The organism is Sphingobium sp. B8D3B (assembly GCF_025961875.1).
Classification (GTDB): Bacteria; Pseudomonadota; Alphaproteobacteria; order Sphingomonadales; family Sphingomonadaceae; genus Sphingobium.
This window is the reverse complement of the sequence record NZ_JAOQON010000001.1, coordinates 2,905,297-2,932,034: the sequence shown is the minus strand read 5'-3', so window position 1 is coordinate 2,932,034 and position 26,738 is coordinate 2,905,297. Positions and strand designations below refer to the sequence as shown.

Annotated in this window: 26 protein-coding genes and 1 pseudogene; 11 read left to right on the top strand and 16 right to left on the bottom strand. The window is 66.1% G+C overall.

Annotated elements, in window-relative coordinates:
* Window positions 1-9 precede the first annotated feature (9 nt).
* The 4 genes from ribD to gltX form a co-directional block, all read right to left on the bottom strand.
* The gene (gene ribD, locus M2343_RS13785) at window positions 10-966 is read right to left on the bottom strand and encodes a bifunctional diaminohydroxyphosphoribosylaminopyrimidine deaminase/5-amino-6-(5-phosphoribosylamino)uracil reductase RibD (RefSeq protein ID WP_264577094.1); all 957 of its coding nucleotides are present in this window, start codon (window positions 964-966) and stop codon (window positions 10-12) included.
* A gap of 26 nt (window positions 967-992) precedes the next feature.
* On the bottom strand, window positions 993-1,451 hold the full coding sequence (locus tag M2343_RS13780; protein ID WP_181561153.1) for an OmpH family outer membrane protein: 459 nt from the start codon (window positions 1,449-1,451) through the stop codon (window positions 993-995).
* 60 nt (window positions 1,452-1,511) lie between these two features.
* Window positions 1,512-2,192 (bottom strand): energy transducer TonB, encoded by a 681-nt coding sequence (locus M2343_RS13775; protein ID WP_264577093.1) that lies wholly within the window; start codon window positions 2,190-2,192, stop codon window positions 1,512-1,514.
* Window positions 2,193-2,320: 128 nt separating this feature from the next.
* Complete coding sequence (gene gltX, locus M2343_RS13770) at window positions 2,321-3,661, bottom strand: glutamate--tRNA ligase (RefSeq protein ID WP_264577092.1); 1,341 nt, start codon at window positions 3,659-3,661, stop codon at window positions 2,321-2,323.
* 57 nt (window positions 3,662-3,718) lie between these two features.
* Here gltX and M2343_RS13765 point away from each other — a divergent pair, with 57 nt between their 5' ends.
* Window positions 3,719-4,621, top strand: coding sequence for a hypothetical protein (locus M2343_RS13765; RefSeq protein ID WP_264577091.1), 903 nt, complete (start codon window positions 3,719-3,721; stop codon window positions 4,619-4,621).
* Window positions 4,622-4,627: 6 nt separating this feature from the next.
* Here the strand turns inward: M2343_RS13765 and M2343_RS13760 are convergent, their stop codons facing one another.
* The gene (locus M2343_RS13760; protein WP_264577090.1) at window positions 4,628-6,292 is read right to left on the bottom strand and encodes an NAD+ synthase; all 1,665 of its coding nucleotides are present in this window, start codon (window positions 6,290-6,292) and stop codon (window positions 4,628-4,630) included.
* Between the two features lie 174 nt (window positions 6,293-6,466).
* Between M2343_RS13760 and M2343_RS13755 the strand changes: the two genes are divergently transcribed.
* On the top strand, window positions 6,467-7,402 hold the full coding sequence (locus M2343_RS13755) for a ribose-phosphate pyrophosphokinase (RefSeq protein WP_181561149.1): 936 nt from the start codon (window positions 6,467-6,469) through the stop codon (window positions 7,400-7,402).
* Window positions 7,403-7,434: 32 nt separating this feature from the next.
* Here M2343_RS13755 and M2343_RS13750 read toward each other — a convergent pair whose 3' ends face one another.
* Entirely contained in the window at window positions 7,435-7,605 is a 171-nt protein-coding gene (locus M2343_RS13750; protein WP_264577089.1) for a hypothetical protein, read from the bottom strand.
* 134 nt (window positions 7,606-7,739) lie between these two features.
* Complete coding sequence (locus M2343_RS13745; RefSeq protein ID WP_264577088.1) at window positions 7,740-8,441, bottom strand: NnrU family protein; 702 nt, start codon at window positions 8,439-8,441, stop codon at window positions 7,740-7,742.
* A 101-nt stretch (window positions 8,442-8,542) separates the two neighbouring features.
* Here M2343_RS13745 and M2343_RS13740 point away from each other — a divergent pair, with 101 nt between their 5' ends.
* From M2343_RS13740 to M2343_RS13730, 3 genes are all read left to right on the top strand, one after another.
* Complete coding sequence (locus tag M2343_RS13740) at window positions 8,543-9,730, top strand: aminodeoxychorismate synthase component I (protein WP_264577087.1); 1,188 nt, start codon at window positions 8,543-8,545, stop codon at window positions 9,728-9,730.
* A 35-nt stretch (window positions 9,731-9,765) separates the two neighbouring features.
* Window positions 9,766-10,359, top strand: coding sequence for an aminotransferase class IV (locus M2343_RS13735; protein ID WP_264577577.1), 594 nt, complete (start codon window positions 9,766-9,768; stop codon window positions 10,357-10,359).
* A 74-nt stretch (window positions 10,360-10,433) separates the two neighbouring features.
* The gene (locus M2343_RS13730) at window positions 10,434-11,636 is read left to right on the top strand and encodes a pyridoxal phosphate-dependent aminotransferase (protein ID WP_264577086.1); all 1,203 of its coding nucleotides are present in this window, start codon (window positions 10,434-10,436) and stop codon (window positions 11,634-11,636) included.
* 319 nt (window positions 11,637-11,955) lie between these two features.
* On the opposite strand, the gene cobT is transcribed toward M2343_RS13730, so the two are convergent.
* Window positions 11,956-13,782 carry a cobaltochelatase subunit CobT gene (cobT, locus tag M2343_RS13725; RefSeq protein WP_264577085.1) on the bottom strand — a complete coding sequence of 609 codons (1,827 nt, stop codon included), beginning with the start codon at window positions 13,780-13,782 and terminating at the stop codon, window positions 11,956-11,958.
* Between the two features lie 749 nt (window positions 13,783-14,531).
* Here cobT and M2343_RS16730 point away from each other — a divergent pair.
* Window positions 14,532-14,639: pseudogene (locus M2343_RS16730) on the top strand (PEPxxWA-CTERM sorting domain-containing protein); the annotation flags it as partial.
* A gap of 45 nt (window positions 14,640-14,684) precedes the next feature.
* Here the strand turns inward: M2343_RS16730 and cobS are convergent.
* The 3 genes from cobS to M2343_RS13705 form a co-directional block, all read right to left on the bottom strand.
* Window positions 14,685-15,692, bottom strand: coding sequence for a cobaltochelatase subunit CobS (gene cobS, locus M2343_RS13715; RefSeq protein WP_264571700.1), 1,008 nt, complete (start codon window positions 15,690-15,692; stop codon window positions 14,685-14,687).
* 75 nt (window positions 15,693-15,767) lie between these two features.
* A complete protein-coding gene (locus M2343_RS13710; RefSeq protein ID WP_181561143.1) occupies window positions 15,768-17,087 on the bottom strand; it encodes an Hsp70 family protein in 1,320 nt (439 codons plus the stop codon).
* Between the two features lie 65 nt (window positions 17,088-17,152).
* Entirely contained in the window at window positions 17,153-17,776 is a 624-nt protein-coding gene (locus tag M2343_RS13705; protein ID WP_413716026.1) for a J domain-containing protein, read from the bottom strand.
* Between the two features lie 50 nt (window positions 17,777-17,826).
* Between M2343_RS13705 and M2343_RS13700 the strand changes: the two genes are divergently transcribed.
* From M2343_RS13700 to M2343_RS13690, 3 genes are read left to right on the top strand one after another with little or no spacing between them, the layout of a single operon-like run.
* Entirely contained in the window at window positions 17,827-18,111 is a 285-nt protein-coding gene (locus M2343_RS13700) for a BolA family protein (RefSeq protein ID WP_264577083.1), read from the top strand.
* Window positions 18,074-18,574 carry an NUDIX hydrolase gene (locus M2343_RS13695; protein WP_264577082.1) on the top strand — a complete coding sequence of 167 codons (501 nt, stop codon included), beginning with the start codon at window positions 18,074-18,076 and terminating at the stop codon, window positions 18,572-18,574. Before M2343_RS13700 ends, M2343_RS13695 begins: the two co-directional genes overlap by 38 nt.
* Window positions 18,571-19,479 (top strand): tyrosine recombinase XerC, encoded by a 909-nt coding sequence (locus tag M2343_RS13690; protein ID WP_264577081.1) that lies wholly within the window; start codon window positions 18,571-18,573, stop codon window positions 19,477-19,479. Before M2343_RS13695 ends, M2343_RS13690 begins: the two co-directional genes overlap by 4 nt.
* Before the next feature lie 7 nt (window positions 19,480-19,486).
* Here M2343_RS13690 and M2343_RS13685 read toward each other — a convergent pair whose 3' ends face one another.
* The 4 genes from M2343_RS13685 to rsmI all read right to left on the bottom strand — a co-directional run bounded on the left by M2343_RS13685 (window position 19,487) and on the right by rsmI (window position 22,408).
* Window positions 19,487-20,098: a DedA family protein gene (locus tag M2343_RS13685; protein ID WP_181561139.1), complete on the bottom strand. Its 612-nt coding sequence runs from the start codon at window positions 20,096-20,098 to the stop codon at window positions 19,487-19,489.
* 50 nt (window positions 20,099-20,148) lie between these two features.
* A complete protein-coding gene (gene gshB, locus M2343_RS13680) occupies window positions 20,149-21,108 on the bottom strand; it encodes a glutathione synthase (protein ID WP_264577080.1) in 960 nt (319 codons plus the stop codon).
* Between the two features lie 92 nt (window positions 21,109-21,200).
* Window positions 21,201-21,575 carry a YraN family protein gene (locus tag M2343_RS13675; RefSeq protein ID WP_264577079.1) on the bottom strand — a complete coding sequence of 125 codons (375 nt, stop codon included), beginning with the start codon at window positions 21,573-21,575 and terminating at the stop codon, window positions 21,201-21,203.
* Window positions 21,572-22,408 carry a 16S rRNA (cytidine(1402)-2'-O)-methyltransferase gene (gene rsmI, locus M2343_RS13670; protein WP_264577078.1) on the bottom strand — a complete coding sequence of 279 codons (837 nt, stop codon included), beginning with the start codon at window positions 22,406-22,408 and terminating at the stop codon, window positions 21,572-21,574. The genes M2343_RS13675 and rsmI overlap by 4 nt, the downstream gene beginning before the upstream one ends.
* Window positions 22,409-22,418: 10 nt before the next feature.
* On the opposite strand from rsmI, the gene M2343_RS13665 reads away from it, so the two are divergent.
* Window positions 22,419-23,633: a penicillin-binding protein activator gene (locus M2343_RS13665; protein ID WP_413716025.1), complete on the top strand. Its 1,215-nt coding sequence runs from the start codon at window positions 22,419-22,421 to the stop codon at window positions 23,631-23,633.
* 81 nt (window positions 23,634-23,714) lie between these two features.
* Here the strand turns inward: M2343_RS13665 and fsa are convergent, their stop codons facing one another.
* Complete coding sequence (gene fsa / locus M2343_RS13660; RefSeq protein ID WP_181561134.1) at window positions 23,715-24,368, bottom strand: fructose-6-phosphate aldolase; 654 nt, start codon at window positions 24,366-24,368, stop codon at window positions 23,715-23,717.
* Window positions 24,369-24,514: 146 nt separating this feature from the next.
* Here fsa and M2343_RS13655 point away from each other — a divergent pair, with 146 nt between their 5' ends.
* Window positions 24,515-26,683: a primosomal protein N' gene (locus M2343_RS13655; RefSeq protein WP_264577077.1), complete on the top strand. Its 2,169-nt coding sequence runs from the start codon at window positions 24,515-24,517 to the stop codon at window positions 26,681-26,683.
* The last annotated feature ends 55 nt before the right edge of the window (window positions 26,684-26,738 follow it).

Sequence of the window (26,738 nt, the reverse complement as noted above, 5' to 3'; positions counted from 1 at the left end):
CCTGCTGCTCTATGCGGGCCGCACGCGTTCGTAAACCTCCAGCCGGTCTGGCGCCAAATTGCGCGCGTCGACCAGCCGCCAGCGGCCGTGGGCATCGGCCAGACGATTGAGCCCAATGTCGCCCAGCGCCGCCTTGCCGCGCCCGATGAGGATCGGCGCGCGGTAGAGCAGAAGGCGATCCACCAGATCGGCCGCGAGAAAGGCGCCAGCCGTTTGCGCGCCGCCCTCGACCATCAGATGATCGCCGGGAAGGCCTGCGATTTGAGCCGGAGTTTGGATCGCAAGCCAACCATCTGGCGCCGCACCGCTGTGACTTAGGAGCACCCGGACGGGCGAGCGCGCCTCCAGCCCGGGCAGGCGCACGTCCAGCCGGGGCTGATCCTGCGTGAGCGTGCCGCGCCCAACCAGGATCAGCTCATGCCGCGCCCGCTCCAGATGCGTGTGCGCCCGCGCCGCTGGGCCGGTGATCCACTGGCTCGTCCCGTCTGCCTGCGCAATGCAGCCGTCGAGCGAGGTGGCGAGCTTGAGTGTAACGTGCGGACGCGCGGCCCGCTGGCGCGTGAAGAAGCCAGCCATCGCTTCGCGCGCTCTGGACGCTAGTTCTGGCAGTGCCTCAACGGTCAACCCCGCGTCCCGCAAGCGCGCCATGCCGCGACCGTTGGTCCGTGGATCGGGATCGCCCGCCGCCACGACGACGCGGCGCACGCCTGCCTCCACCAACAGATCCGAACAGCAAGGGCCGCGCGCGGATGGGTGCGCGCAGGGTTCCAGGCTGACATAGGCCGTGCCGCCCCGCGCCGATGCCCCGGCCATGGCCAGTGCCATCGCCTCGGCATGGGGGCGGCCGTCATGCTGCGTCCAGCCTCGCCCGACGACGCGGCCTGCGGCATCGAGCATTATGCATCCGACATTGGGATTGGGCGCGGTGCGACCGCGTGAGCGGTGGGACAAGGCGATGGCTGCCATCAGCCAAGCGCTGTCACCGGCAAGAGTCAGGGCGTTGCCGTCGCGGTATTGCCCGCTACGCCGCCTTCCTTGGCCAGAGCCGCAGCAAGCTTCTGCTGCAACTCCTTTTCCTTCGCATCGAACAGTTCTTCGCGCTCGCGCTTGGTGCGCGCGGCATCCTCGCGCCAGTCGATGCCGAGACTATCGGCGAGGCGTTGAAACTCGCCCTGCTTGCTCTCAAGCGCCACCCGATACCGCGCGAAATCCTCAATCTGGCGCTGGATGATCGCACTGTCCGGCCGGTTGGCCTCCCAATTCTCGATGTAGATGATCTGCCGTTCCTGCTCCGGCTTGCGCGAGTCGATCGCGAACCCCCAGAGCAGAACGCCAGTCAGCGTCACCGAGAGCGCAAGAATGCTCCAGCGGTGCGGGCGATCGGGTGCGAACATCTCGCGCAGATCGGACGCAGCACTCCGTGGAGAAACCGGGCGGGGAAAAATGGCCATGGCGCCTACATAGGGCGGCGCCATGGCCTTGAAAAGCAGCGCGTCATCGTGACGCCTCGCTTAACGTTCCAGTTCGAAGCGCAAGGTGAGCACCTGCTCGGACGCGACCGGCACGCCATCCCGCGTGGCCGGGCGGAAACGCCAAGCCCGCAGCGCGTGGCGCTGGGCCGCCTCGAAGAAGGCCGGATCGCTCCCGCGGACCTGCTCGACCGCGGTCACCCGTCCACGCTCGTCGATGCTGACCCGCACCGTGACGCTGCCCTCGCGCCCTTCGCGCTGCATGGCGGGCGGATAAGGCGGGCGAAACCGGTCGGCAAACCGCGCATCTGGCTGAGCGGGCACGATGACGGACGCGGCGGGCGGCATGACGATGGTCTTGCCGGCATCTGGGTCAGGCAAAGGCGGGTAGGGCTTCGTCGTCAAATCGGTCATGGTGCCGAGGTTGATCTGCGGATCGACCCTCACCGGGTCGCGTGGCGTATCGAGCGGGCGAGTCGGCTGAGTCTCCACTTTCGCCTCCGGCTCCGGTGTGACGGGCGGCGGCAACGGAGCGGTCGGCACGAACCGCACATCAATGGGAGGGGTCGGTGCGGGCCTCAGATAATGTGTGGCCGGCAAGGCGATCAACAGCCCGATGAGCCCGCCATTAAAGGCAATGGCCGCTGCCAGCGCGCCCGGTGACCGCCGGGCCGCATAGCCGCTCTGGGGGGCATAGGATGATTGAGACGACACAAGGGACATGACACCTCTCCTGATTTTATTTGTGATGTTATACTATCACTAGATAGAGATCAGGCGAAGGGGTTTTTATCGGGTGTCAGAGTACGCATGGGTCGGCCGGGAGTGGGCTCAGCGGCGCCGACGATCGCTCAACTGCTGGCGGCAGCACGCAGCCGCGCGAGCGCACGGTCCCGCCCGATCAGCGGCAGCAGCGCGGCCATGTCAGGGCCGTGATCCACGCCGGTCAGGGCGAGACGCAACGGCAGGAACAGCGCCTTCCCCTTGCGCCCGCTGCTTTGCTTGAGAGCGCTCGTCAGCGCCCGCCAGGGATCGGCGGCGAAGTCGATGTCCGTTGCAACCTCGGCAGCCTGGGCGAGGAACGCGTGGTCTTCGGCATCGAGATCGGGCCGCGCGATCTCGCCGCTGAGCACCGCAACCCAGTCCGCTGCCCCCGCCACCGTCTCGAGATTGGGTTGCACGACCGGCCACGCGGCGGCATCGATCTGCGCCGGGAGGCGATCGGCGACTGCCCCATAGGGCAGCATGTGGACGATCTTGGCGTTGAGGCCGAACAGCTCTTCATCCGAGAAGCGGGCGGGCGCTCGCCCGAAATGCGCGAAATCGAAGCGTTCGATCAGCGGCGCCATGTCGATCACCGGCTCCACCGGATCGCTGGTGCCGAGCCGCGCGAGCAGTGCGCTGATGGTGATCGCCTCGACCCCCGCTTCCCGCAGATCGCCGACGCCAACCGCGCCGAGACGCTTGGAGAGCTTGCCTTCCGCGCCGGTGAGCAGGGCCATATGGGCAAACTGCGGCAGCGATGCGCCGAGGGCGGCAAACATCTGCAACTGCGTGGCCGTGTTGGAGACATGATCCTCGCCGCGCAGCACATGGGTGACGCCCATGTCGATATCGTCGATCACCGACGGCAGCATATAGAGCCAGCTGCCGTCCGCCCGGCGAATCACCGGGTCGGAGAGCAGTCGAGGATCGAAGTGCTGGTCGCCCCGGATCAGGTCGGTCCATTCGATCGGCGCATCATGATCCAGCTTGAACCGCCAGTGCGGCTGCTCGCCGGCCGCCTGCTTCGCCGCAATCTCGTCCGCGCTCAGCGCCAGCGCCGCGCGATCATAGACCGGGGGCAGACCGCGCCCGAGCAGGATCTTGCGCCGCAAGTCCAGCTCCTGCGCCGACTCGAAGCAGGGATAGACCCGCCCGGCGGCCCGCAGCGCCGCGAATTTCTCCTCATAGAGATCGAACCGCGCCGACTGGCGCACCTCGCCATCCAGCGCCAGACCAAGCCAGGCGAGATCGGCGCGGATGCCCTCGACAAAGCGCTCCTCGCTGCGCGCGGTATCGGTATCGTCGATGCGCAGCAGGCACTGCCCGCCCATCTTGCGCGCCCAAAGCCAGTTGTGAAGCGCCGCGCGGATGTTGCCCACATGCAGATGGCCGGTCGGCGACGGCGCGAAACGGGTGATGACAGTCATGACACCCGCCGTTAAACGTCAAACCGGCTTGTTCCTAGAGCCGATTGAGGAGGTGGGATGTCGGCTCTCGTGTCGCGCGCGTGCGCAGGACTGGTGCTGGTTGTGATCGGTACACTGTTGGCAGCGCCTGCCCCGGCTACGACCTTCATCCCTGAGACGAAGATATGCCCGGTCGGCGGAAAGACGTTCACCGCGCAGATCATGGCCAGCAACTCGACCTTCGGACAGCGGCCTGACGGAAAACCATACAGTCCGACGCCCGTACCACCCATCATTGAATGCCCGGATAACGGCTTTCTCCTCTATAAGGACGCCTTTTCCTCCGACGAAGTGAAACGAGCGACCCCGCTTGTCGCTTCCGACGTCTATCAGGCTATGCGATCCTCGGAGACTCAGCATTACCGCTCATGGTGGCTGCAAAACGCAATGGGGAGCAACGATCCTTATGCATTGGCGACGGCGCTGCTGATCGCGAGTTGGGAAACGGATAATGACCCCGCTCGCAAGGCTCGTTATCAGCAGGCCTTCTTGGATACGGCGGCAGCGCTGCGGCCGGATGGCCAAAAGGAAGATTGGTTCTGGATCACGCTTCGCGCCGCCAATGCCTCGCGTGAGCTTGGCCTTTTTGATGCAGCCCTGTCCCGGTTGGACGACCTTGCGGAAAAGACTGAGTGGGCCGGGGGAGACACTGACCCCGCGTTTTTGCTACATTATCTCTCGACCCTGAAAGCGCTTGCGCAGGCTTCAGTGACTGCCTCGGAACCCACAATGTTGGTCCCCGCAGAGGAAGCCGCGTTTCGCTGCGTCCTGGAGAGCACCACGCTTGCCGCCATTGAGCGGACCGCGTGCGAAAGCGAAAATGTGATGACTGCAATTTCGCGCGCGCAAATTACCACGGATGATGGCCAGGACCTGACGGGAGAAGCCGCTATCCGCTACATCGCCAAACAATGGCGCTGAAGCCGCTCAGGCCGTCCGAAAAGCATTGGTGATCGGGTAGCGCCGGTCGCGGCCGAAATTGCGGCCGCCCAGCTTCACGCCCGGCGGCGCCTGCCGGCGCTTATATTCGGCCACGTAGAGCAGCCGCTCGATGCGGGCGACGGTCGCGCGATCGAAGCCCATGGCAGCAAGCTGATCGACCGACTTTTCCTGCTCGACCAGGCCGTAGAGAATGGGGTCCAGCACCTCATAAGGCGGCAGGCTGTCCGAATCCTTCTGGTCTTCGCGCAATTCGGCGGTGGGCGGCTTGGTGATGACGAGTTCCGGCATCACCGGCCCGTCCGGCCCTAGCCCAAGCGCCGGCTTCTCCGCGTTGCGCCAGCGCGAGAGATCGAACACGGTCGTTTTGTAGGCATCCTTGAGCACCGAATAGCCGCCGGCCATGTCGCCATAAATGGTGGCATAGCCCACGCTCATCTCGCTCTTGTTGCCGGTGGTGAGCAGCATGTGGCCGAACTTGTTGGAGAGCGCCATCAGCGTCACGCCGCGAATACGCGACTGGATGTTTTCCTCGGTCAGATCCGCGGTCCGCCCGGTGAACGCCTCCGCCAACATGGCTTCGAACGCGCCGACGGCGGGGGAAATCGGGATGGTATCGAGCCGGCAGCCGAGCAACCGTGCGCATTCCGCCGCATCGTCCAGACTTTCCTGGCCGGTGAAGCGCGACGGCATCATCACGCACCAGACGCGATCCGCACCCAGCGCATCCACCGCCACAGCTGCGGAAAGCGCGCTGTCGATACCGCCCGAAAGCCCGAGCACCACGCCGGGGAAGCGATTGCGGTTCACATAGTCGCGTAGCCCCACGACCATCGCGTGATAGATATCCGCCGGGTGCGCATCCAGCGCGTGCACCTCGCCCGGCTTGCAGAACCAGCGGCCATCGTCGCCCCGGTCCCACTGCGTGATGACCAGCGCTTCCTCCCAGTCCGGCAGCATATGGGCGATGTCGCCATCCGCATTCAGCACGAAGGAGGCGCCGTCGAACACCAGCTCGTCCTGCCCGCCGACGCGGTTGAGATACAGGAGCGGCAAGCCCGTCTCGTTGACGCGCTCCATGCACACGCCCCGGACGCGGAAATCATCCTTGGCCACCTCATAGGGGCTGCCGTTGATCGAGATGAGCAGCTCCGCGCCCTTTTCCGCCAGATGCCCGGTGACGAAGGGGAACCAGATGTCCTCGCAGATCGGCAGACCCAGCTTCACGCCCCGAAACTCGACCGGGTCGGGCAGCGGCCCGGGCGCGAACAGCCGCTTCTCGTCAAAGGTGCCGTAATTGGGCAGCTCGCGCTTCTGGCGGATCGCGACCACCTTGCCGCCATCGAGCAGCGCCGCGCAATTGAACAGCAGGCCTTTGTTGGCGATGACCGTGCCGACAAGCATCGCCGGGCCACCATCCGACGTCGCCTCGGCGAGCTGGTGCAGCGCCGTCTCCGCGCGCGCGGCCAGCGCGGGCTTGAGCACCAGATCCTCGGGCGGATAGCCGATGAGCTGCAATTCGGGATAGACGATCAGATCCGCGCCCTGCCCGCGTGCCTTTTCTCGGCAGGCCAGCATGGCCTCTGCATTACCCGTGATATCACCCATGCTCTGGTTGAGCTGGGCCATGGCGATCCGGAGAGAGGCTGTCATAGCGCCGCTTTATGGGCGGGCGGGGGCGGGAGCAAGGGCATCGCCGAGCCGGATATGCGGCCTTGCCGCGCCATTGACCGCAATCCCTTGTCCCCGAAGCGTCACAAGCGCCTTTTCAGCGGCGCACCTGCTCGCTAGAGGGGCCGCGACAACCGCAGCCATGGGGACCCCGACATGAAGATCATCTCTGGCAACGGCAACATGCCGCTCGCCCAGGCGATTGCCGATTATGTGGAGCTCCCGCTCACCGATGCGAGCGTGCGGCGTTTTGCGGACGAGGAAATCTTCGTCGAGATTCACGAGAATGTGCGCGGCGAGGATGTGTTCGTCGTGCAGTCGACCAGCTATCCGGCCAACGACAATCTCATGGAACTGCTAATCATGATCGATGCGCTCAAGCGCGCATCGGCGCGGCGCATCACGGCGGTGGTTCCCTATTTCGGCTACGCCCGGCAGGACCGCAAGCCCGGCCCGCGCACGCCGATCTCGGCCAAGCTGGTGGCGAACCTCATCACCACCGCCGGCGCCAATCGCGTCCTTTCGGTCGACCTCCATGCCGGACAGATCCAGGGCTTCTTCGATATCCCGACCGACAATCTGTTCGGCGCGCCGGTGATGTCCGCAGACATTCAGGCCCGTTTCCCGAATGAGAATCTGATGGTCGTCTCGCCGGACGTCGGCGGCGTGGTCCGTGCTCGCGCGCTGGCCAAGCGGCTCGACAATGCCCCGCTCGCCATCGTCGACAAGCGCCGCGAGCGCGCCGGCGAATCGGAAGTGATGAACATCATCGGCGACGTGAAGGGCCGCTTCTGCATCCTGATCGACGACATCGTCGATTCGGCGGGCACGCTCTGCAACGCAGCCGCCGCGCTGAAGAATGCCGGCGCGACCGACGTCGTGGCTTATGTGACGCATGGCGTGCTCTCGGGCGGCGCAGTCGCGCGGGTGGAAGGCTCGGCTCTGCGCGAGCTGGTCATCACCGATTCGATTCTCGCCACGCCCTCCGTCGCGGCCTCGACCAAGATCCGTCAGTTGCCGATTGCGCCGCTGCTCGGTGAAGCGATCCGCCGGATCGCGGACGAAAGCTCGGTCAGCTCGCTGTTCGACTGATCGGGCGCCGGGGCAGTTCCCACGGCCGCAGATCAGAAACCGGCGTCGAGTCGGCGCAGACGCATGGTGGCGCCGATGAAGCCCATCACGCAGATCATCAGCGACCAACGCGCCGCCTCGGGCGCGGAACGCAGCAACAGCGCAAGGCCCAGCGCCGCGAGCAGAGCCACTATTGCGCCTGCGATCCTGCCAAACCCGAACATGATACGCCTTCCGCTCCCGCGATAGCCGATGACACGGATTCGCCCATGCGCCGAACAGCGGCTGACAATCCACGACATTGACGGTGCCGGCCGGCCCAAACCGGGGTGGCGCGTCGATTTTGGGAGAGACTGTGTCATCCAATCCACAGCCAAGGCGGCACGAACGGTCCGCCCAGCAAGGGATGCGCCCAGGTGGCACCGAGCCAGAGGATGACGCCGCCGAGCACCGGAACGACGCCCGGCCACAGCGCGTGCCACTCCGCCTTCCCGGACAGGAGCGCGGCGAATGGCACAAAGCTCGTGCGCGCCTGCCACTGGCGCCATGGCGCACCCAGGAGCCGCGCCTTCTTCCGGTCCTGCCCCAGCGCACCCACACAGGCGAGCAGGGCGATGCCGCCACTCAGGATCAGCGTCCGTCCGGATGGCCAGAGCGTGGCGTGAACCAGCGCCCAGAGAATGAAGCTCCACATCATCGGGTGGCGCGTCAAGGCATAGACACCCCGGGCGCGCTCGGGCGCGGTCATCTGCCCGGTGGGATCGACCATCGCCGGATTGCCGATGAGGGAGCCGACCAGCATCACGCCGGCGAGCGCCATAACTAGCCCGCCGAGGTGCCACAGGCCGATGGGCGCCATCCACAGCAGCGGCGCTGCGGGCGCGGCCCGGAAAGCGAGGATCGTCCAGCCCAGCGTGGCGAAAGCGGTGAGGGTATAGAGGCCAAGAAAGCCCCGCTCGCCCAGCCGCGCCACCAGAGGCGCACGAAGGGGATGGGACAGGAGAAGGTGCGTGCCGACGAAGCTCCCCATCGCCAAAGCCAGATGTATCAAAGCCTGCATGAGACGTACCTCCTCGACGCTGCCGCCTGTCCAGCTTCTACACCGAGTCTGACGGTGCTGAAACGCTGGCCTTGATGCCATCACGCTGCCAATAGGGCGCCATGACTCGCCCCGCCCTGCCCATATCGTCCGACGCGCCTTTCGTGCTGCTCGATGATGCGCGGGCAGACGGATCGGGCAGTGCAACACTGTTCCGCGACCCAGTCGACATAATCCGCGCCGACCGGCTGACCGATGTGCTGCCTGCGCTGGCGCGGGTTGAGGCGGCGGTCAAAAGCGGGCTGCACGCCGCCGGCTACCTGTCCTATACGGCGGGCCACGCCTTCGAGGCGCGGCTGAACGGCTATGTGCCGCGCGAGGGCGATGCCGGGCCCTTGCTCTGGTTCGGCTTGTTCAACGCGCCACAACCCCTTGCGGCGGATGCCGTGGACGCGCTGCTCCCGGAGACGCCCGTCACGATCGGCCCGATCCAGCCGATGATCTCGCGCGCCGACTATGACTGCGCCATCGGGGCAGTGCTGGACTATATCCGCGCTGGTGACATCTATCAGGCGAACCTGACCTTCCCCGCGCGCGTCACCATCGATGGCGATCCCCTCGCCGCCTACCGCGCCATCCGGCCCCGCGCCGCCGCCGGCCACGGCGCCTTGCTGCGCCATGATGGACGGCATGTCCTGTCTTTCTCGCCCGAGAGCTTCTTCACGCTGGCCGATGGCACGGTGACGACCCGGCCGATGAAAGGCACCGCGCGGCGCGATGCCGACCCGGCCCGCGATGCCGCCGCCGCGCGCGAGCTCGCCAGCGACCCCAAGCAGCGCGCCGAAAATCTGATGATCGTTGACCTGTTGCGCAATGATATCTCTCGTGTGACGCAGGCGGGCAGCGTCGCGGTGCCGGCGCTCTTCCATGTCGAGCATTATCCGACGGTCCATCAGATGATCTCCGTCGTCGAGGGCCGGCTGCAACCGCAACTCGGGCCGGCGGACGTGCTGCGCGCCCTCTTCCCCTGCGGATCGATCACCGGCGCCCCCAAGCTGCGCGCCATGGAGATCATCCGCGAGGTGGAGCGTTTCGGGCGCGGACTCTACACGGGCAGCATCGGCCATATTGCGCCGGACGGCACGGCGCGCTTCAATGTCGCCATCCGCACCATCGTGCTGGAGAAGGACGCGCAGGCGGGCATCGTAGGGCTAGGGTCCGGCATCGTTGCGGACAGCCAGCGGGAGGCAGAATGGCAGGAATGCCTCGACAAGGGACGGTTTCTGGCCGTTGGGGAGAACGTGCTTTGATCGCAAAGGCCCATCATTTCGACCTCATCGAAACCATGGCCTTCGATCCCGAGATCGGCCTGCCGCTTCTCGACCTTCACATCCGGCGACTCGAACGCAGCGCGCACGAACTTGGCTTCATTCTCGACCGGCATGAGCTGCGCAACGAACTGCAGGCCGCGACCTTCGGCTTTGTCGAGCCGAGGCGCGTGCGCATCCTGCTCGGCCGGATCGGCACGCTCAGTATTGAGGTTCGCGAAATGCCGCCCTTGCTGGAGGGACCGGCGTCGGTGAGCATCGCGCCCCGCCTGCTCGGCGGAGACGATATTCGCGTGCGGCACAAGACCACGGACCGGCGCCATTATGAAGTGCCCCTGCGGCAATCGGGCACGTTCGAAGTGCTGCTGACCGACGAGGCCGGCTATCTGACGGAGGGTTGCTTCACCAACCTGTTCCTCCAGCGGGGCGAGACCCTGCTGACGCCACCCCTTGCGCGCGGCCTGCTGCCGGGCGTGCTGCGCCAGAGCCTGATCGACCAGGGCAAGGCGCAGGAGGCCGACCTGCGGCCGGAAGATCTGGCAGACGGTTTCCTCATCGGCAATGCCGCGCGCGGGCTGATGGCTGCGAGGCTGGTTGCACCGCACGGCTGAGGCGACTATGCACCGCGCCGTCCGGGAGTGTCCCGGGCGCCACGCGCATCATCCCTGACTGTCAGGAGCTTTCCATGTCCCGGACTTCCGCCGCCCTCGGCCGTATTCAGCCCAGCGCCACGCTCGCGATGACCGACAAGGTCATTGCCCTCAAGCGGGAAGGCAAGGACATCATCGGCCTTTCCGCCGGCGAGCCGGACTTCGACACGCCCGATTTCGTGAAGGATGCCGCCATCGCCGCGATCCGCGGTGGCCAGACCAAATATACCAATGTCGACGGCACCGCCGAGCTGAAGGAAGCCATCGCCGCCAAGTTCAAGCGCGATAACGAGCTCTCCTACAAGACGAGCGAGATCAGCGTGAACTCGGGCGGCAAGCACACTCTGTTCAACGCGCTGATCGCGACGGTGGAAGCCGGCGACGAGGTCATCATCCCCGCGCCTTATTGGGTGAGCTACCCCGACATCGTGAACTTTGCCGGCGGCACGCCGGTGATCATCGCGGCCGGTGCCGACCAGCTCTACAAGATCACGCCGGCCCAGCTCGACGCGGCGATCACCCCCAAGACGCGCTGGGTGCTGCTCAACTCGCCCTCCAACCCGACGGGCGCGGCCTATTCCGGCGAGGAGTTGATGGCGCTCGGTGAGGTGCTGCGCAAGCACCCGCATGTGCTGATCCTCACCGACGACATGTACGAGCATGTCTGGTATGCGCCGACCCCGTTTAAGACGATCGCGCAGGTCTGCCCGGATCTCTACGAGCGCACGCTGACGGTGAACGGCGTGTCCAAGGCTTATTCGATGACCGGATGGCGCATCGGCTATGCCGGTGGTCCGCAGTGGATCATCAAGGCGATGGCCAAGCTGCAGTCTCAGTCGACCTCCAACCCCTGCTCGATCAGCCAGGCCGCGGCGACGGCCGCACTGAATGGCGACCAGAGCTTCCTCATCGAGCGCAACGAGGCCTTCCGCAAGCGGCGCGATCTGGTGGTGGCGATGCTGAACGATGCGCCGGGCCTCAACTGCCCGACGCCCGAAGGTGCCTTCTACGTCTATCCCGATGCCGCCGGCTGCATCGGCAAGACCACGCCCGAGGGCAAGACCATTGCCACGGACGAGGACCTCATCACCTATTTCCTCGAGAGCAAGGGCGTCGCAGCCGTCCACGGCGGCGCCTTCGGCCTCGCCCCGGCCTTCCGCGTGAGCTACGCCACGTCGGAAGAAATCCTCCGCAAGGCCTGCACGCGCATCCAGGAAGCCTGCGCCGCGCTGAACTGATAAGGACAGGCCGGTCTGAGCGGGAACGCTGGGCCGGCCTGCCTCCAGCGCCGCCTGATGGGCGCCATTGCCGGCGTCGGCACGGATATTCTTCGAGCAGCTCTCCGTTCGTCCTGAGTAGCTGCTGAGCCTGTCGCAGCAGCGTATCGAAGGACCGGCCCGTACGCTGCGATGCTTCGATACGGCTCTTCGATATGCGCCTGCGGCGCTCCTCAGAGCCTACTCAGCACGAACGGTGAAGATCGGCGAAGACCGCTTCGGCGTCATGGTCGGAGCTTCCCCAGGCGAAGAAATGCTCCCCGACGCAAGGCTCGTCCAACTAGTCCTTGTCGAACAAGGCCGCGAGCTGCTCCACCATCGCACCGCCCAGTTGCTCGGCATCCATGATCGTCACGGCGCGCTTGTAATAGCGGGTGACGTCGTGGCCGATGCCGATGGCGATCAGCTCGACCGGTGAGCGCCCTTCGATCCAGCCGATCACTTGCCGCAGGTGCCGCTCCAGATAGGTGCCGTTGTTCACCGACAGCGTCGAATCGTCCACCGGCGCGCCATCGGAAATCACCATGAGGATGCGCCGCTCCTCGGACCGGGCGAGCAGGCGGTTGTGCGCCCAGAGCAGCGCCTCGCCGTCGATATTCTCCTTGAGCAGCCCCTCGCGCATCATCAGGCCGAGGCTGGCCTTAGCACGGCGCCAGGGCTCGTCCGCCTTCTTGTAGATGATGTGGCGCAGATCGTTGAGACGACCGGGCCGGGGTGGACGTCCGGCGGCCAGCCATTGTTCGCGACTCTGCCCGCCTTTCCAGGCCCGGGTGGTGAAGCCCAGCACTTCGGTCTTCACGCCGCAGCGCTCCAGCGTGCGGGCCATGATGTCCGCGCTGATCGCCGCGATGCCGATGGGCCGCCCCCGCATCGAGCCGCTATTGTCGATCAGCAGCGTCACCACCGTATCGCGGAAATCGGTGTCCCGCTCCATCTTGTAGGAGAGCGAGTGCGCGGGATTGACGACAACGCGCGCCAGTCGCGCGGCATCGAGCATGCCTTCTTCCTGGTCGAAATCCCAGCTGCGGTTCTGCTGGGCCTGCAGGCGCCGCTGCAGACGGTGCGCCAGCTTGGAGACCGCGCCCTGGAACGGGGCGAGCTGCTGGTCAAGAAATCCACGCAAGCGCACCAGCTCGTCAGCGTCACACAGGTCGAGCGCCGTCACCACCTCGTCGAACTTCGTCGTATAGGCGTGGTAGTCGAAGTCCGGCGGCAGGTCCGACAAGGGGCGATTGGGGCGCACGGGCATGGCGCCATCGTCATCCTGCGCGTCGCCATCGCCATCCTCGTCCGCGTCGCCGTCCTGCTCCTCGCGCTCTTCGGACATCTCCTCGCCCGGCTCGCCCTTATCCTCGCCGCGCGTGTCGGCGCGGGACTGATCGTCCTCTTCGCCCTCGTCTTCTTCCTTGTCCTCATCCTGCTGCTCGGATTGCTCGTCCTGGTCCTCGTCATCCTCATCGGGCGATTCGGGGGGAACCTCCGCGCGCACCAGCTCGAGATGCTGGAGCATCGAGAGCACCTTGTCCTGAAAGGCCTGCTGATCGTCGAGGCACAAAGACAGGCCTTCAAAGTCGTCAGCGGCCTTCTCGTCGATCCACTCGCGCAGAAATTCGATGCCCTTGAGGGATTCGGGCGGCGGCGCTTCCCCGGTCAGCTTCTCGCGCAGCAGCAAGGCAACGGCGCCCTGCACCGGCACTTCATCGGCCGATTGCGCGCGCGTGATCGGGTCGGAATGGGTGCGCATGTCCAGCGCGGCGGCGAGATTGGCCCGCATGCCGGCGTAGTTCTTGGACCCCAGCGCCTCATAACGGACCATCTCGACGGCATCATAGACGGCGCGCGCAGCGGGCTCGCTCGGCGCCCGCGCGGAATGGAGTCGCGCATCATGGTGGCGAAGCTTGAGCGCGAAGCTGTCTGCAAAGCCGCGCGCGAGCGCGACCTGATCCGCCGGCAGATTGCGCGTCGGCGTGGGCACCTTGATCTGCTTGCCGGCGAGGTGCGGTGCATCGGGCGTGAAGCCGAGCTCAACCTCGGCATCATGCGCGACAGCGCGCGAGGCGCCGGTGAGAACTTCCTTGAAGCGGTCGAGGGGGGAACGGTCAGCCATGATGTACAATGGGCTGGTCCAGTGCCCCGATCCTGTCAACCCTCCTGCCCTTTGGCAGAGCGGCCCATCTCAGCTCGTCAACCTTTGCGCGCTCAACTGTGCCGCTGTGGAACAGCACCCAAATTATTAGGATTTCTTGGTTAAATCCATTTTCGAACGCGGCCTGCCTGCCTATCAGCGTCCCCAAGGGACGGTGCTGGAGCGGCTAGGTCGCGCAGCTTTTTGTGATAGGACGATTGCCCATGATCCGGACTGCCTGCCTTGCCGCGATGCTGACGAGCGGCGCACTCCTGCCGATCCAGAGCGTCAGCGCGGCGGTCAATCTCAATGCGCGCATCGCCCTGCTGACCAGCATTCTGCACACCGAGGCCAGCTTCTCGCAGCGCGATTTCAGCTTTGCGATCAACAGCGGCGGCAGCCAGCAGATGGTCTTCAAGGGCCTGGATGGCGTGCGCAACTTCAACAATTATGCCCAGCTCAACAATTGGCTGGGCCACTATGCGGATTCGCAAGGCGTTTTCGAGGGCGGCCAGTACAAATTCACCCACTCCGTGCTCGACAGCTATTTCACCAGCCCGGCGCCCGCCACGCCGATGGCGACCGTGACCGAACCGACGCCAACCGTGTTCGAAGGCGCGCCCTACAAGTTCACCCATTCAGTGCTGGGCAGCTATTTCGACGAGGCCGCGGAGCCGCAGGCAGAGTCGCACACGGAGACCGCCGGCCCGCTGATGCGCGCGATGATGGCACCGCCGCCCGCCATTCCCGAGCCGGCGACCTGGGCCATGATGATTGCCGGCTTCGCGCTGGCCGGCGTCGCCCTGCGCTACCGGGTGACCCGCACGCGCATCGCCTGATCACCCATTCGCGAAGGCGGCCCGCGCTCGGGCCGCCTTGCCGCGTCAGGCGCTCTTGCCGACGACGCTTTCCGGCAGGTCCTTGCCGAACACGCGCTGGTAATATTCCGCCACCAGCGCCCGCTCCGCCTCGTCGCACTTGTTGAGGAACGACAGGCGGAAGGCGAAGCCGACATCCTTGAAAATCAGCGTGTTCTGCGCCCATGAGATCACCGTGCGCGGGCTCATCACGGTGGAAATATCCCCGTTGATGAAGCCCTGACGGGTCAGTTCCGCGACGCGGATCATCTTCGCGACTTCCTCGCGCCCGCCGGGATGATCATATTCGCCGGACTTGGCGAGAACGATCTGCGCCTCGGTCTCGGCCGGTAGATAGTTCAGCGTCACCACCAGATTCCAGCGGTCCATCTGGCCCTGGTTGATCTGCTGGGTGCCATGATAGAGGCCCGTGGTGTCACCCAGGCCGACCGTGTTGGCGGTGGCGAACATGCGGAACCACGGGCTCGGACGAATCACCCGGTTCTGGTCGAGCAGGGTCATCTTGCCGTCCGCTTCCAGCACGCGCTGGATGACGAACATCACGTCCGGACGGCCGGCGTCATATTCGTCGAACACCAACGCCACCGGGCGTTGCAAGGCCCAGGGCAGCAGGCCTTCCTTGAACTCGGTGACCTGCTGACCGTCCTTGAGGACGATGGCGTCACGCCCGACGAGATCGATGCGGCTGATATGCGCATCGAGGTTGATGCGAATGCAGGGCCAGTTGAGCCGAGCCGCGATCTGCTCGATGTGAGTCGACTTGCCGGTGCCGTGATAGCCCTGCACCATCACCCGGCGATTATAGGCATAGCCGGCCAGGATCGCGAGCGTCGTGTCCGGATCGAACACATAGGCGGGGTCCGTATCCGGCACGCGCTCGTCCGCTTCGGAAAAGGCGGGGATCTCCATGTCGATATCGACCCCGAACACCTCGCGCGCGCTCACGACGCGATCGGGCGCATCGAGCAGCACCTCGCTGCGCATGTCGGAATTGGTGTTGGGCAGATCGGTCATAGTCATCATCTTCCTGCGAGTCATACCGCCCCTAACCGATTGCCGCGCGCCCTGTCGATAGAAGGTAGGGTTCCATCAGGCGGAGCAGACCGCCCATTCCGCCGGATCGTGCTCCAGCCCGATCAGCGCGAGACCGTGCGCGATGGACGTCAGTTCTCCGCCGGTCGCGATCCGCTCGGCACCGAACCGGCGTTCGAATATGGCGCGAATCGCGGGGATGAGCGACGATCCGCCTGTGAGGAACACGCGGTCGATGGCGCCGGCGTCCAATGCGGCGTCTGCCAGGGCCTGATCGACCGTCTCCTCGATCCGCGCGACATCCGGCGCGATCCAGCGCTCGAACTGGGCGCGCGTCACATCGGCATCGATCACCAGATCATCGCTCTCGAAGCGGAAATGCGCTTCATCCTCGCTCGACAGCGCACGCTTGAGCTGGCCGACCGCATCGTACAGCGCATAGCCGAGCTCCCGCTCGATGATGGCGATCATGCGCCCGATGGCGGCGGGATCGACGGCGGCGCGCTGCAGCCGCGCCAGCTCTTCCAGGGTCCGCCGGTTGCGCATCAGCGCGAGTCGGGACCAGTCGGCAAAGTCCGCGAAATGGCTGCGGGGAATTTCCAGAACCTTGTCGAAGGAGCGATAGCTGCTGCCCTTGCCAAGCATGGGAAGCACGAGATGATCGACGATGCGGTAATCGAACCGGTCGCCCGCAATGCCGATGCCGGCATGGCCGAGCGGCTCGCAGCGCCGCCCGTCGCCGGCGGGACGCATCCGCACGATGGAGAAATCGCTCGTGCCGCCGCCGAAGTCCGCGACCAGAACCGTCGCCGGCTCCGACAGACGGCTGGCGAAGCTGAACGCCGCGCCGAGCGGTTCGTAGACATAATGGATATCGGTGCCGAAGGTGCGGAACATGGCATCGTAGCGGGTGCGGGCCAGCGCCTCATCCGGTCGCGAGCCAGCATAGCGCACCGGTCGACCGACGATGATCCGTTCGGGCCGCTCATCCGGCCCGGAGCCCAGCGCGCCACCGGCATGGGCGACCATGCGCTCCAGAAAGGCCTCGCCCAACTGCTCGAAGGTCATGCGCTGGTCGAAGATGCTGGCATGATCGAACAGCGGGCTGGCGGCGACCGACTTGAACGACTGGATGAAGCGCGAGCCCTGCGGAAATTCCAGATACTCAGCGATAGCCCATGGCCCTGCCTCGCGCGCCAGCGCCGACCGGCGATCGCCCTCTTCCCAGAAGCAGAGCGCGGACCGGAAGACAGCGCCCGTCGCCTTGTCGCCCGAGAACTCCAGCATATGCGACGTGCCGTCTTGGGCAATCGCGGCCACGCTATTGGTGGTGCCGAAGTCGAAGCCCATCGCGCGGGCCGGCGTGCCGGTCGCCATATCAATCACCTTCCTGAAAGCGGGCCGGCGCCTATGGCAGCGTAGACCCGGCGCGGCAAGGTCCGTCAGGCGAAGGCCGGCGCCTTGCGGAGATGGGAATAGGCCGCGATCACGTCTTGCAGCGCTTTCTCATGCGCACGGTCGCCACCATTATGATCCGGGTGAAAGCGGCGGACCAGCTCGGTATAGCGGGTGCGCAAGGCGCGCCGGTCGGCATCGGTCGAAAGGCCGAGCGTCTTGAGGGCAGACCGATCCGCGCCGGATAGCGGCTTGCCATCCTGCCGTTGCGCGGTTTCCGCCGCCCGCATCTTGAAGCGGGCGCCGATCGCATCGAGCGGATCGGAGAAATCGGCCCAGCGCGGCGGCGGCGTGCCACTCGCTGCGGCGGACGAAAAAGCCCGCGTCTCCCGCTCCCAACCGCCATAAGGGCGCTGCGCCTGCGTGATTTCCTCCGGGCTCATCCCCTTGAAGTAATTATATTCGGTGTTGAACGCGCGGATGTGATCCAGGCAGAACCAGCGCCATTGCGGCGGACCATCGGGCGCGCCGCGCCTTTCCTCGGGCGGCGCGCGGAACTCGCCTGCTTCCATGCAGCCGGGATGCGAGCAGCGGCGCGCCTCGCCTTCCACGCGGCCGTGAAAGCGCGTGTGGCGGCGCGATGCACCCTGATTGAACCCCGACCCTGACACGACCGTCTCTTCCCTGTGGCTGCGTGAACCAAAACGCCTATATAGGGCGCATGGTTGACGCTTCGCTAGGCCCGGTCGGGCAAGAGATCGCACGGCGGCTGGAAAATGCCCTGTCCCCGCAACAGCTCGCCGTCATCAATGACAGCGCCAAGCATCGCGGCCATATGGGCGATGATGGCAGCGGCGAAAGCCACTTCACCGTGGAGATCGTCGCCAACTCCTTCACCGGCCAATCCCGCGTTGCGCGGCAGCGCATGGTCAACGCGGCGCTCGCCGATCTGCTGCGTGAGAAGGTGCATGCCCTCGCCATTCGAGCCCGCGCGCCGGGTGAATGAGCCGGGCGTGACCCGTCGCGCGAAACGTCCGGCGGCCCGCCTGCTGGTCACCGATCCGCAAGGACGGCTGCTGCTCTTCCGCTTCACGCCCGATGATCGCCCGCCTTTCTGGGTGACGCCCGGCGGCGCGGTCGATCGGGGCGAAACATTTGAGCAGGCCGCGCGGCGCGAACTGCGCGAGGAGACCGGGCTCGACCTCGAACCCGGTCCGCTCGTGGCGGTCCGCCATGTCACCTTCGTCACGCTCGAGGGCATTCCCGTCGATGCCGAGGAACGCTTTTACGCGGTCCCCGTCGCGGAGGCGCGAATCGATACGGCAGGCCATACCGATCTCGAGAAGGCCGTCATGCTCTCACACCGCTGGTGGACGCCACAGGAGCTGGCGGCCCATGACGAGGCTTGGTATCCGGTCGATTTGCTGAGCATCTGGCAGGAGCTGCTCGCCGGCACCGTGCCGTCATGACCGGCGAAACGCGGGCAGGGCTGCTGGAAGGCTGGCGCGCGCATCTCGCCGAAGGCCGGCGCCGCTCGCTTCACACCGTGCGCGCCTATGTCTCCACCGCCGAACGCCTGCTCGACTGGATGGCGGACATGGACGGCCGCCCGCCCACATCGGCGGCCCTCACCAAGCTGACGACAAGCGATTTGCGCGCCTATCTGGCGGCGCGCCGGGCGGAAGGCATCGGCAACAGTTCGGCGGCGCGGGAGCTCTCGGCCCTGCGCGCCTTTCTGCGGTTCGTAGGCGGCGAGGGCGCCACGATTCCGGTAATGCGCGGGCCGCGCGTCAAGCCCGGCGTGCCGCGCCCGATCAGCCCGGATGAAGCCGTCGCGCTCGCCGAGGACATTGCCGAAACCGCGCGAGACGGATGGATCGGCGCGCGCGACTGGGCCGTGCTGATGCTGCTCTACGGCGCGGGCCTGCGCATCAGCGAAGCCTTGGGACTGACGGGCGATGCCCTGCCCCTCGCTGAAACACTGCGGGTGCTGGGCAAGCGGGGCAAGACGCGGGTGGTGCCGCTGCTGCCGCAAGTCCGCAGCGCGATCGAGGAATATATCGCGCTCTGCCCCTATCCGACGGGCAAAGACGCGCCGCTGTTCCGGGGTTCGCGCGGCGGGCCCCTTTCCCCGGCGCTGATTCGCCGCGCCGTGCAGGGCGCGCGCGGGCGCCTTGGCCTGCACGATCGCACGACGCCGCATGCGCTGCGCCACAGCTTCGCCACCCATCTGCTCGGGCGCGGCGCGGACCTGCGCTCACTGCAGGAACTGCTCGGTCATGCCAGCCTGTCCTCGACGCAAATCTACACGCAGGTCGACGCGGCGCACTTGCTCGATGTCTATCGCAACGCGCACCCGCGCGCGGAAGGATAAGACATGATTACGGCCGGTCGCGCGGCTCGCTCTTCCAGGTGAACAGCCGCCAGAGATAGCCGACGACCAGAAACGCCACCGCGATATTGGTGAGCGGGCCAAGATAATCATCGATGCGCTCGAACCGCACGCCAAGATAATAGCCGGCCCCGACCAAGACGACGTTCCAGATCAGCGCGCCGCCGGTCGTCCAGATGACGAAGCGCCAGAATGGCATGGCGAACAGCCCCGCCGGCAGCGAGACGATCGTGCGGAACACCGGCATGAAGCGGAAGATGAACACGATCTTGTCGCCATGGCGCAGGAAGATCCGCTCCAGCCACTCGACCTCCCGCCACCGCAACGTCGCCCAGCGGCCATAGCGCTCGACCAAGGGTCTCAGGCGCGCATAGCCGAGGCAGAGCCCCAGATAATACCAGAAGAGATTGCCGATGGTGGTGCCGATGGTCCCCGCTGCCAGCAGGGGCACCACATCCATCTTCCCCTGGCCGACGCGAATGCCGCCAATGCCCATGATGAGTTCGGAAGGGATGGGCGGAAACACATTTTCCAGCACCATCAGCAAAGCGATGCCCCAATAACCGCCGGCATCGATCAGATGAACGACCCAATCGCTCATCTGTCGTCACCTATCATCGACTTGTCGATCATCTGGTTGTTGCAGCAGCCTCAGGCCGCCCGCTCCACCAGCCGGCGCTCGACCGCATCCCAGATCATGCCGCCGGTATCCGTGCCGTTGAAGGCATCGATGGCGACAATACCGGTCGGTGACGTCACATTGATTTCGGTCAGCCATTTGCCACCGATAACATCGATGCCGACGAACAGCAGGCCGCGCTTCTTGAGCTCCGGCCCCAGCGCGGCGCAGATCTCCTGCTCCTCCGCCGTCAGCTCGGTCTTGGCGGCGGTGCCGCCGGCGGCCAGGTTCGAGCGAATCTCGCCCTTGCCGGGAATACGATTGATCGCGCCGGCCACTTCACCATCGACGAGGACGATCCGCTTGTCGCCTTGCGCCACGTCCTTGAGGAAAGCCTGCACCATGAAGCTTTCGACCCACATCTCGCCGAAAAGTTCCACCAGAGCGGCGAGATTGGCGCCATCTGCGCCAATGCGAAACACCGCCGAACCGGCGTTTCCATACAGCGGCTTCACGACGATCTCGCCATGCTCGGCAAGGAAGTCGCGGGTCTCCTCAAGGCTGCGCGTGATCATCGTCGGCGGCATGAAGCGCGCGAAATCCAGCACGAACAGCTTTTCCGGTGCGTTGCGCACGGCCACCGGATCGTTGACGACCAGCGTCTCGCCGGTGATCCGCTCCAGCAGATGCGTCGCGGTGATATAATTGAGGTCGAACGGCGGGTCCTGCCGCATCCAGACCACATCGACATCACGGCCAAGGTCCAGCCGGACCGTCTCACCGAAGCGATAATGATCGCCCTCGACGCGCTGCACCGTCACCTCACGCGCCTGCGCATAGAGCCGTCCGCCGCGCCAGCTCAGATCATCGGTGCGATAATGGTAGAGCCGGTGCCCCCGCGCCTGAGCCGCGATCATGATGTGAAAGGTCGAATCGCCGGCAATGTTCAGCGACTCCATCGGGTCCATCTGCAGAGCGACCTTGAGCGACATCCGTTCTTACCTTCCACCGTTCGGGCTGCTTCAAGCCCTGTTCTTGTTCTGAACCGAGACGCTGACACGCGACGCAACCGGGACCGCAGGCGCTAGCCGCCGTGCCAGACATTTTCCAGATGGCGTGGCCGATGACCCGGCGCAAGCAGCATCACGTCGATGCGCATGTCATCATCCGGCCCCAGCCAGTTGTGGGCGACCGCTTCCGCCGCCGCCGCAACGCGCGCCAGCCGCCGCTCATCGATGGCCTCATCGAGCAGCGCCTCGCTGGCCCGCGTCTTTACCTCGACAAAGGCGACGATCTTGCCGCGCCGGGCGATCAGATCGATCTCGCCGGCGCGGGTGCGCACCCGCCGCGCCAGTATCGTCCAGCCCTTGAGCCGCAACCACCAGCCCGCGAGCCGCTCGCCCTGCCGGCCCCGCTTCTCGGCCGCGAGCCGCGCTGGCGTGGGCGGGCTGCCTTTCACTTTCCCTTGAGCTCCATGGCGCGCGCGTACAGCGCCTTGCGGTCCGCCCCCAATGCGCGTGCGACTTCGCCTGCCGCTTGCGAGACGGTCAGCCGCTCCAGCGCCTCGCGCAGCGCCGCATCGATCTCGTCGGCTTCCGGCGCGGCGCGTTCTCCCGGCGGGCCGACCACCAGCACAATCTCGCCGCGCGGCTCCTTCTGCGCGCAGGCCGCCGAGAGTTCGGTCAGCGTGCCGGTCAAGCTTTCCTCATAAGCCTTGCTGATCTCTCGACAGAGCGCAGCCGGACGATCGCCGAGCACAGCCGCCATATCGGCCAGCGACGCAGCGCAGCGTGGCCCGCTCTCGTAGAAGACCAGTGTTGCGCGCAGACCCGCCACCTCAGCCAGCGCGTCGGTCCGCGCCTTGGTCTTGGGCGGCAGGAAGCCCATGAACAGAAAGCGGTCGCTGGGGAGGCCGGAGAGTGTGATCGCCGCAATGGCCGCGCAGGGACCGGGCACCGTGTTGACGGATCGGCCTGCCGCACGGGCGTCTCGCACCAGCTTGTATCCCGGATCGGAGATGAGCGGCGTTCCTGCGTCCGACAGCAGTGCCACCGCTTCGCTCGCCATGCGCTCGACCAGACGGGCGCGAACCCGCTCATCGCTGTGGTCATGGTACGGAATCATGGGCCGGTCGGACCCGGCATGGCGCAGCAATTTGGCGCTCACGCGGCTGTCCTCCACGGCCACCACATCCGCGCCTTGGAGGACCGCGGCAGCGCGGGGCGACAGGTCGGACAAGTTGCCGATCGGTCCCGCAACGATATATAGGCCAGGCTCAAGTGAAGCGGACATGAGGTGTGCCATGGCAGAGAGGAGCCTTGCGGGGCAAGTGAGGTTCGACATCGCGGCTGGAGGCACCCCGACGCCCCGTCGCATTCTGCAGGGCATTGTGCTGATCGGCGCCATGCTGCTGGCGGCCTGTACGCGCGTAGTGCCGCCCTCCGCGCCGCCTGCGCCGCCGCCCAAAACGCAGCAGCCGGACGTGACGCAGGGCCTGCCGACCGATACCGAGCGGCACCGCATCGCCCTGCTTGTGCCGATGAGTGGCGCGAATGCCGGCGTGGGGCGCTCGCTGGCCAATGCCACCACCATGGCGTTGCTGGATACCAAGACCGAGCGGCTGCGCGTCACCACCTATGATACCGGGCGCAACCCGGCCGAGGCCGCGCGCAAGGCCGTGGCGGAGGGCAACAAGCTCATCCTCGGCCCGCTGACGGCGGACGAGGTGCGCGCCGTCGCGCCGATCGCCCGCGCCGCCAACATCCCGGTGCTGAGCTATTCCAATGACGAAAGCGTCGCCGGCAATGGCGTCTATCTGCTCGGCTACAGCCCGGAGCAATCGGTCTCCCGCGTCGTGCGCTTTGCGAGGGCGCGCGGCCTGAGCGATTTCGCAGCGCTCGTGCCGCGCGGCGTTTATGGCGAGCGAGCCGGCAAGGCGTTCCTCAGCGAGGTGAAAGCTGCCGGCGGCACGGTCGTGGCGATGGAGACATTCGATCGCTCGGCCAATTCGGTGCAATCAGCGGTCCAGCGCCTGTCGGCCAGTTCCAGCTATGATGCGCTGCTGATCGCCGATGTCGGTCGCATCGCGCTGCAGGCCGCGCCGCTGGTGCGCACCGCCGGCGCCAAGGACGCGCGCATTCTCGGCACCGAGCTATGGGCGACCGAATCCGGTCTTTCCGCCAGCACGGCGCTGCGCGGTGCCTGGTATGCGGGCGTCTCGGATGGTCTTTATCGCACGCTCGCGACCAAATATCGCTCGTCCTACGGCACGGCACCCTACCGCCTCGCGTCGCTCGGTTATGATTCGGTGCTGCTCACCGTGCGGATCGCGCAGGACTGGAAGCCCGGGAGCGCCTTCCCGGCGGCGCGGCTACGCGACGCCGAGGGCTTCGCCGGCATCGACGGCGCCTTCCGCTTCGGCAGGGACGGGATCGCCGAGCGCGCACTGGAAGTACAACAGGTCGGCGCCAGTGGATCGACCGTGGTTGATGCCGCGCCGAAGGGTTTTGGGCGGTAGATCGCGCCGTCCTTTGAGCCCAAGAAAAGGGCCGCTGCCTCCCGGGAGACAGCGGCCCTTCTTTTTGGACTGCCGTAGGACTCAGAGGATCGACTGACCCGTCTTCTCCCAGTCCGAAGCGAAAGCGGCGAGGCCCTTGTCGGTCAGCACATGGTTGACCAGCGACTTGATGACCGCTGGCGGCGCCGTAATCACGTCCGCACCGATCTTCGCGCATTCGAGCACATGGATGGGGTGACGCAGCGAAGCCGCGAGAATCTCGGTCTCGAAAGCGTAGTTGTCGTAGATCAGCCGGATGTCCTCGATCAGCCGCATGCCGTCGAAGCCATTGTCATCGTGCCGCCCGACGAAGGGCGAGATGAACGTCGCGCCGGCCTTGGCGGCGAGCAGGGCCTGATTGGCCGAGAAGCACAGCGTGACATTGACCTGGCAGCCATCCTGCGTGAGCGCCTTGCAGGTCTTCAAGCCATCGATGGTGAGCGGCACCTTTATGCAGACATTCTCGGCGATCTTCCGGAGCACAGCGGCTTCCTTCATCATCGTCTCATGATCGAGCGCCACGACCTCCGCCGAGACGGGGCCATCGACCAGCCCGCAAATCTCTTCCACCACTTCAAGGAACTTGCGGCCCGATTTGTGGATGAGGCTGGGATTGGTCGTCACGCCGTCCAGCAGGCCGGTGGCGGCAAGCTCGCGAATGTCGGCAGTGTCGGCGGTATCGACGAAGAATTTCATGGCCAGAGGTTCCCGGTTGTGGAGAGATTGGCGCCGCCTATAGCGCCGCACGCCGGCGGATGTAAGGCCTTGCCCGCCGCGCGCAGGCGTGAAGCCAGCGCGACGATGCCATTTCCTCCGAGCCAGACAGTCTTTAAGGCCGGGGCATGACCCGCGCCCGGATCATTCTGCTCAACGCCGCGCTTGGCCCGCTCGATTACCGGGTGCCGCATGGCATGAGCGTGGAGCCCGGGCAGATCGTCGTCGCCCCGCTGGGCCCACGCCCGATGATCGGCGTTGTGTGGGAAGCGGACCACTTCCCGGATGTCGCGCCGGTTGGCGACAATCGTCTGCGTCCCATTACCGGCGTGCTGGATGCGCCGCCTTTGCCCGCCTCGCTGCGCCGCCTCATCGAGTGGACGGCTGATTATTACCTTGCCCCGCCCGCTGCCGTGCTGCGCATGGCGCTCGCCTCCATGTCCGCGCTGGATGGCGAGAAGACAGTGGTGGAATATCGTCCAACCGGCGCCGTGCCGGATCGGCTGACGCCCCAGCGCGCGCAAGCGCTGGAACGCATCGGCGAGCGTCAGGGGCTGGTGCGTGAACTTGCCGCCATTGGCGAAGTCAGCGACGCGGTGATTCGCGGGCTGGTAAAGCAGGGCGCGCTGGAGGCTGTCGAAGTCTCCACCGATCAGCCCTATCCCGATCCGGACCCCGACTTCGTGACCGTCACGCTCAGCGCCGACCAGCAGGCCGCGGCCGACAGGCTGACAGAGCATGTTCGCGCCCATGCCTTCCAGACCGTCCTGCTTGATGGCGTCACCGGATCGGGCAAGACGGAGGTGTATTTCGAGGCGCTGGCCGAGACTCTGCGGCAGGGCAAGCAGGCGCTGGTGCTGCTGCCCGAAATCGCCCTGACCGAGCCGTTTCTCGACCGGTTCACCGCGCGCTTCGGCTGTGAGCCGGTGCCCTGGCATTCCGGCCTCAAGCAATCCGACCGGCGTCGCGCCTGGCGGGCGATCTCGCGGGGCGAGGCACAGGTCGTGGTGGGCGCGCGCTCGGCGCTGTTCCTGCCTTACCCCAAGCTCGGCCTCATCATCGTGGATGAGGCTCATGAGACCAGCTTCAAGCAGGAAGAAGGCGTGCGCTACCATGCGCGGGACGTCGCGGTGATGCGCGGCATGTTCGAGAGCTGCCCGATCATCCTCGCCTCGGCGACGCCGGCCATCGAGACGCGCCATCAGGTCGCTCTGGGGCGCTATGAAGAGATTGCCCTGCCTAGCCGGTTCGGCGGCGCCGAACTGCCGGAGATCATCGGCCTCGACCTGACGCGCGACCCGCCCGACCGGGGGCGATGGCTCGCGCCGCCGCTGGTCAAGGCCATGGCGGAGACGCTGGAGCGCGGCGAGCAATCCTTACTGTTCCTCAACCGGCGCGGTTATGCACCTCTCACCCTATGCCGCCATTGCGGCCATCGCTTCCAGTGCCCGCACTGTACGGCGTGGATGGTCGAGCATCGCCTGACCCGGCGCCTCGCCTGCCATCATTGCGGCCACAGCATCCCCACGCCCGACGCCTGCCCGGAATGCAACGAGAGCGATGCGCTGGTCGCCTGTGGGCCCGGTGTCGAGCGCATCGCGGACGAGGTGAAGCTGCTCTTCCCACAGGCGCGCACCGCCATCGTCACCTCCGACACCTTATGGTCCCCGGCCCGAGCGGCCGCCTTTGTGCGGGATGTCGCGGGCGGGGCCGTGGATATCATCATCGGCACGCAATTGGTCACCAAGGGCTATCACTTCCCCGAACTGACGCTCGTCGGCGTGGTCGATGCCGATCTTGGGCTGGATGGGGGCGACCTGCGTGCCGCCGAGCGCACCTATCAGCAGATCATGCAGGTCTCGGGGCGCGCGGGGCGTGGCGAGAAGCCTGGACGGGTCTTCATCCAGACCCGCGCCTCGGAGGCACCGGTGATCCGCGCCCTGCTCGACGGCGATGGCGCGCGCTTCTACGCGATGGAGACGGAAAGCCGGCGAATCGCCAACGCGCCGCCGTTTGGGCGCTTCGCGGCAATCATCGTCAGCGATGCCGACGGCGCGCTCGCCCGTGAGACGGCCCAGCGAATCGGGAAGATTGCGCCGCATCAGGATGGTCTGGATGTTTATGGGCCAGCCGAAGCGCCGCTGGCCGTGCTGCGCGGTCGACACCGGTTCCGATTGCTCGTCCACGCGCGGCGCGGGGTGGATTTGCAGGCCATCGTCCGCAAATGGCTGGGCCAGATCGATTGGAAGTCCACGACGCGGGTGAGTGTGGATATCGATCCCTACAGCTTCGTCTGATTGCGAACGGCGCTGTAGTGAAACAGCCGCTCCTCGTTACGAAGAGCGGCTGCAT

What these genes read in the sequence shown, in the direction of transcription:
- ribD (WP_264577094.1), bottom strand. Translation starts at nt 966, where the DNA reads ATGGCAGCCATCGCCTTGTCCCACCGCTCACGCGGTCGCACCGCGCCC.
- M2343_RS13780 (WP_181561153.1), bottom strand. Translation starts at nt 1,451, where the DNA reads ATGGCCATTTTTCCCCGCCCGGTTTCTCCACGGAGTGCTGCGTCCGAT.
- M2343_RS13775 (WP_264577093.1), bottom strand. Translation starts at nt 2,192, where the DNA reads ATGTCCCTTGTGTCGTCTCAATCATCCTATGCCCCCCAGAGCGGCTAT.
- gltX (WP_264577092.1), bottom strand. Translation starts at nt 3,661, where the DNA reads ATGACTGTCATCACCCGTTTCGCGCCGTCGCCGACCGGCCATCTGCAT.
- M2343_RS13765 (WP_264577091.1), top strand. Translation starts at nt 3,719, where the DNA reads ATGTCGGCTCTCGTGTCGCGCGCGTGCGCAGGACTGGTGCTGGTTGTG.
- M2343_RS13760 (WP_264577090.1), bottom strand. Translation starts at nt 6,292, where the DNA reads ATGACAGCCTCTCTCCGGATCGCCATGGCCCAGCTCAACCAGAGCATG.
- M2343_RS13755 (WP_181561149.1), top strand. Translation starts at nt 6,467, where the DNA reads ATGAAGATCATCTCTGGCAACGGCAACATGCCGCTCGCCCAGGCGATT.
- M2343_RS13750 (WP_264577089.1), bottom strand. Translation starts at nt 7,605, where the DNA reads ATGTTCGGGTTTGGCAGGATCGCAGGCGCAATAGTGGCTCTGCTCGCG.
- M2343_RS13745 (WP_264577088.1), bottom strand. Translation starts at nt 8,441, where the DNA reads ATGCAGGCTTTGATACATCTGGCTTTGGCGATGGGGAGCTTCGTCGGC.
- M2343_RS13740 (WP_264577087.1), top strand. Translation starts at nt 8,543, where the DNA reads ATGACTCGCCCCGCCCTGCCCATATCGTCCGACGCGCCTTTCGTGCTG.
- M2343_RS13735 (WP_264577577.1), top strand. Translation starts at nt 9,766, where the DNA reads ATGGCCTTCGATCCCGAGATCGGCCTGCCGCTTCTCGACCTTCACATC.
- M2343_RS13730 (WP_264577086.1), top strand. Translation starts at nt 10,434, where the DNA reads ATGTCCCGGACTTCCGCCGCCCTCGGCCGTATTCAGCCCAGCGCCACG.
- cobT (WP_264577085.1), bottom strand. Translation starts at nt 13,782, where the DNA reads ATGGCTGACCGTTCCCCCCTCGACCGCTTCAAGGAAGTTCTCACCGGC.
- cobS (WP_264571700.1), bottom strand. Translation starts at nt 15,692, where the DNA reads ATGACCGATCTGCCCAACACCAATTCCGACATGCGCAGCGAGGTGCTG.
- M2343_RS13710 (WP_181561143.1), bottom strand. Translation starts at nt 17,087, where the DNA reads ATGGCGACCGGCACGCCGGCCCGCGCGATGGGCTTCGACTTCGGCACC.
- M2343_RS13700 (WP_264577083.1), top strand. Translation starts at nt 17,827, where the DNA reads ATGGTTGACGCTTCGCTAGGCCCGGTCGGGCAAGAGATCGCACGGCGG.
- M2343_RS13695 (WP_264577082.1), top strand. Translation starts at nt 18,074, where the DNA reads ATGCCCTCGCCATTCGAGCCCGCGCGCCGGGTGAATGAGCCGGGCGTG.
- M2343_RS13690 (WP_264577081.1), top strand. Translation starts at nt 18,571, where the DNA reads ATGACCGGCGAAACGCGGGCAGGGCTGCTGGAAGGCTGGCGCGCGCAT.
- M2343_RS13685 (WP_181561139.1), bottom strand. Translation starts at nt 20,098, where the DNA reads ATGAGCGATTGGGTCGTTCATCTGATCGATGCCGGCGGTTATTGGGGC.
- gshB (WP_264577080.1), bottom strand. Translation starts at nt 21,108, where the DNA reads ATGTCGCTCAAGGTCGCTCTGCAGATGGACCCGATGGAGTCGCTGAAC.
- rsmI (WP_264577078.1), bottom strand. Translation starts at nt 22,408, where the DNA reads ATGTCCGCTTCACTTGAGCCTGGCCTATATATCGTTGCGGGACCGATC.
- M2343_RS13665 (WP_413716025.1), top strand. Translation starts at nt 22,419, where the DNA reads ATGGCAGAGAGGAGCCTTGCGGGGCAAGTGAGGTTCGACATCGCGGCT.
- fsa (WP_181561134.1), bottom strand. Translation starts at nt 24,368, where the DNA reads ATGAAATTCTTCGTCGATACCGCCGACACTGCCGACATTCGCGAGCTT.
- M2343_RS13655 (WP_264577077.1), top strand. Translation starts at nt 24,515, where the DNA reads ATGACCCGCGCCCGGATCATTCTGCTCAACGCCGCGCTTGGCCCGCTC.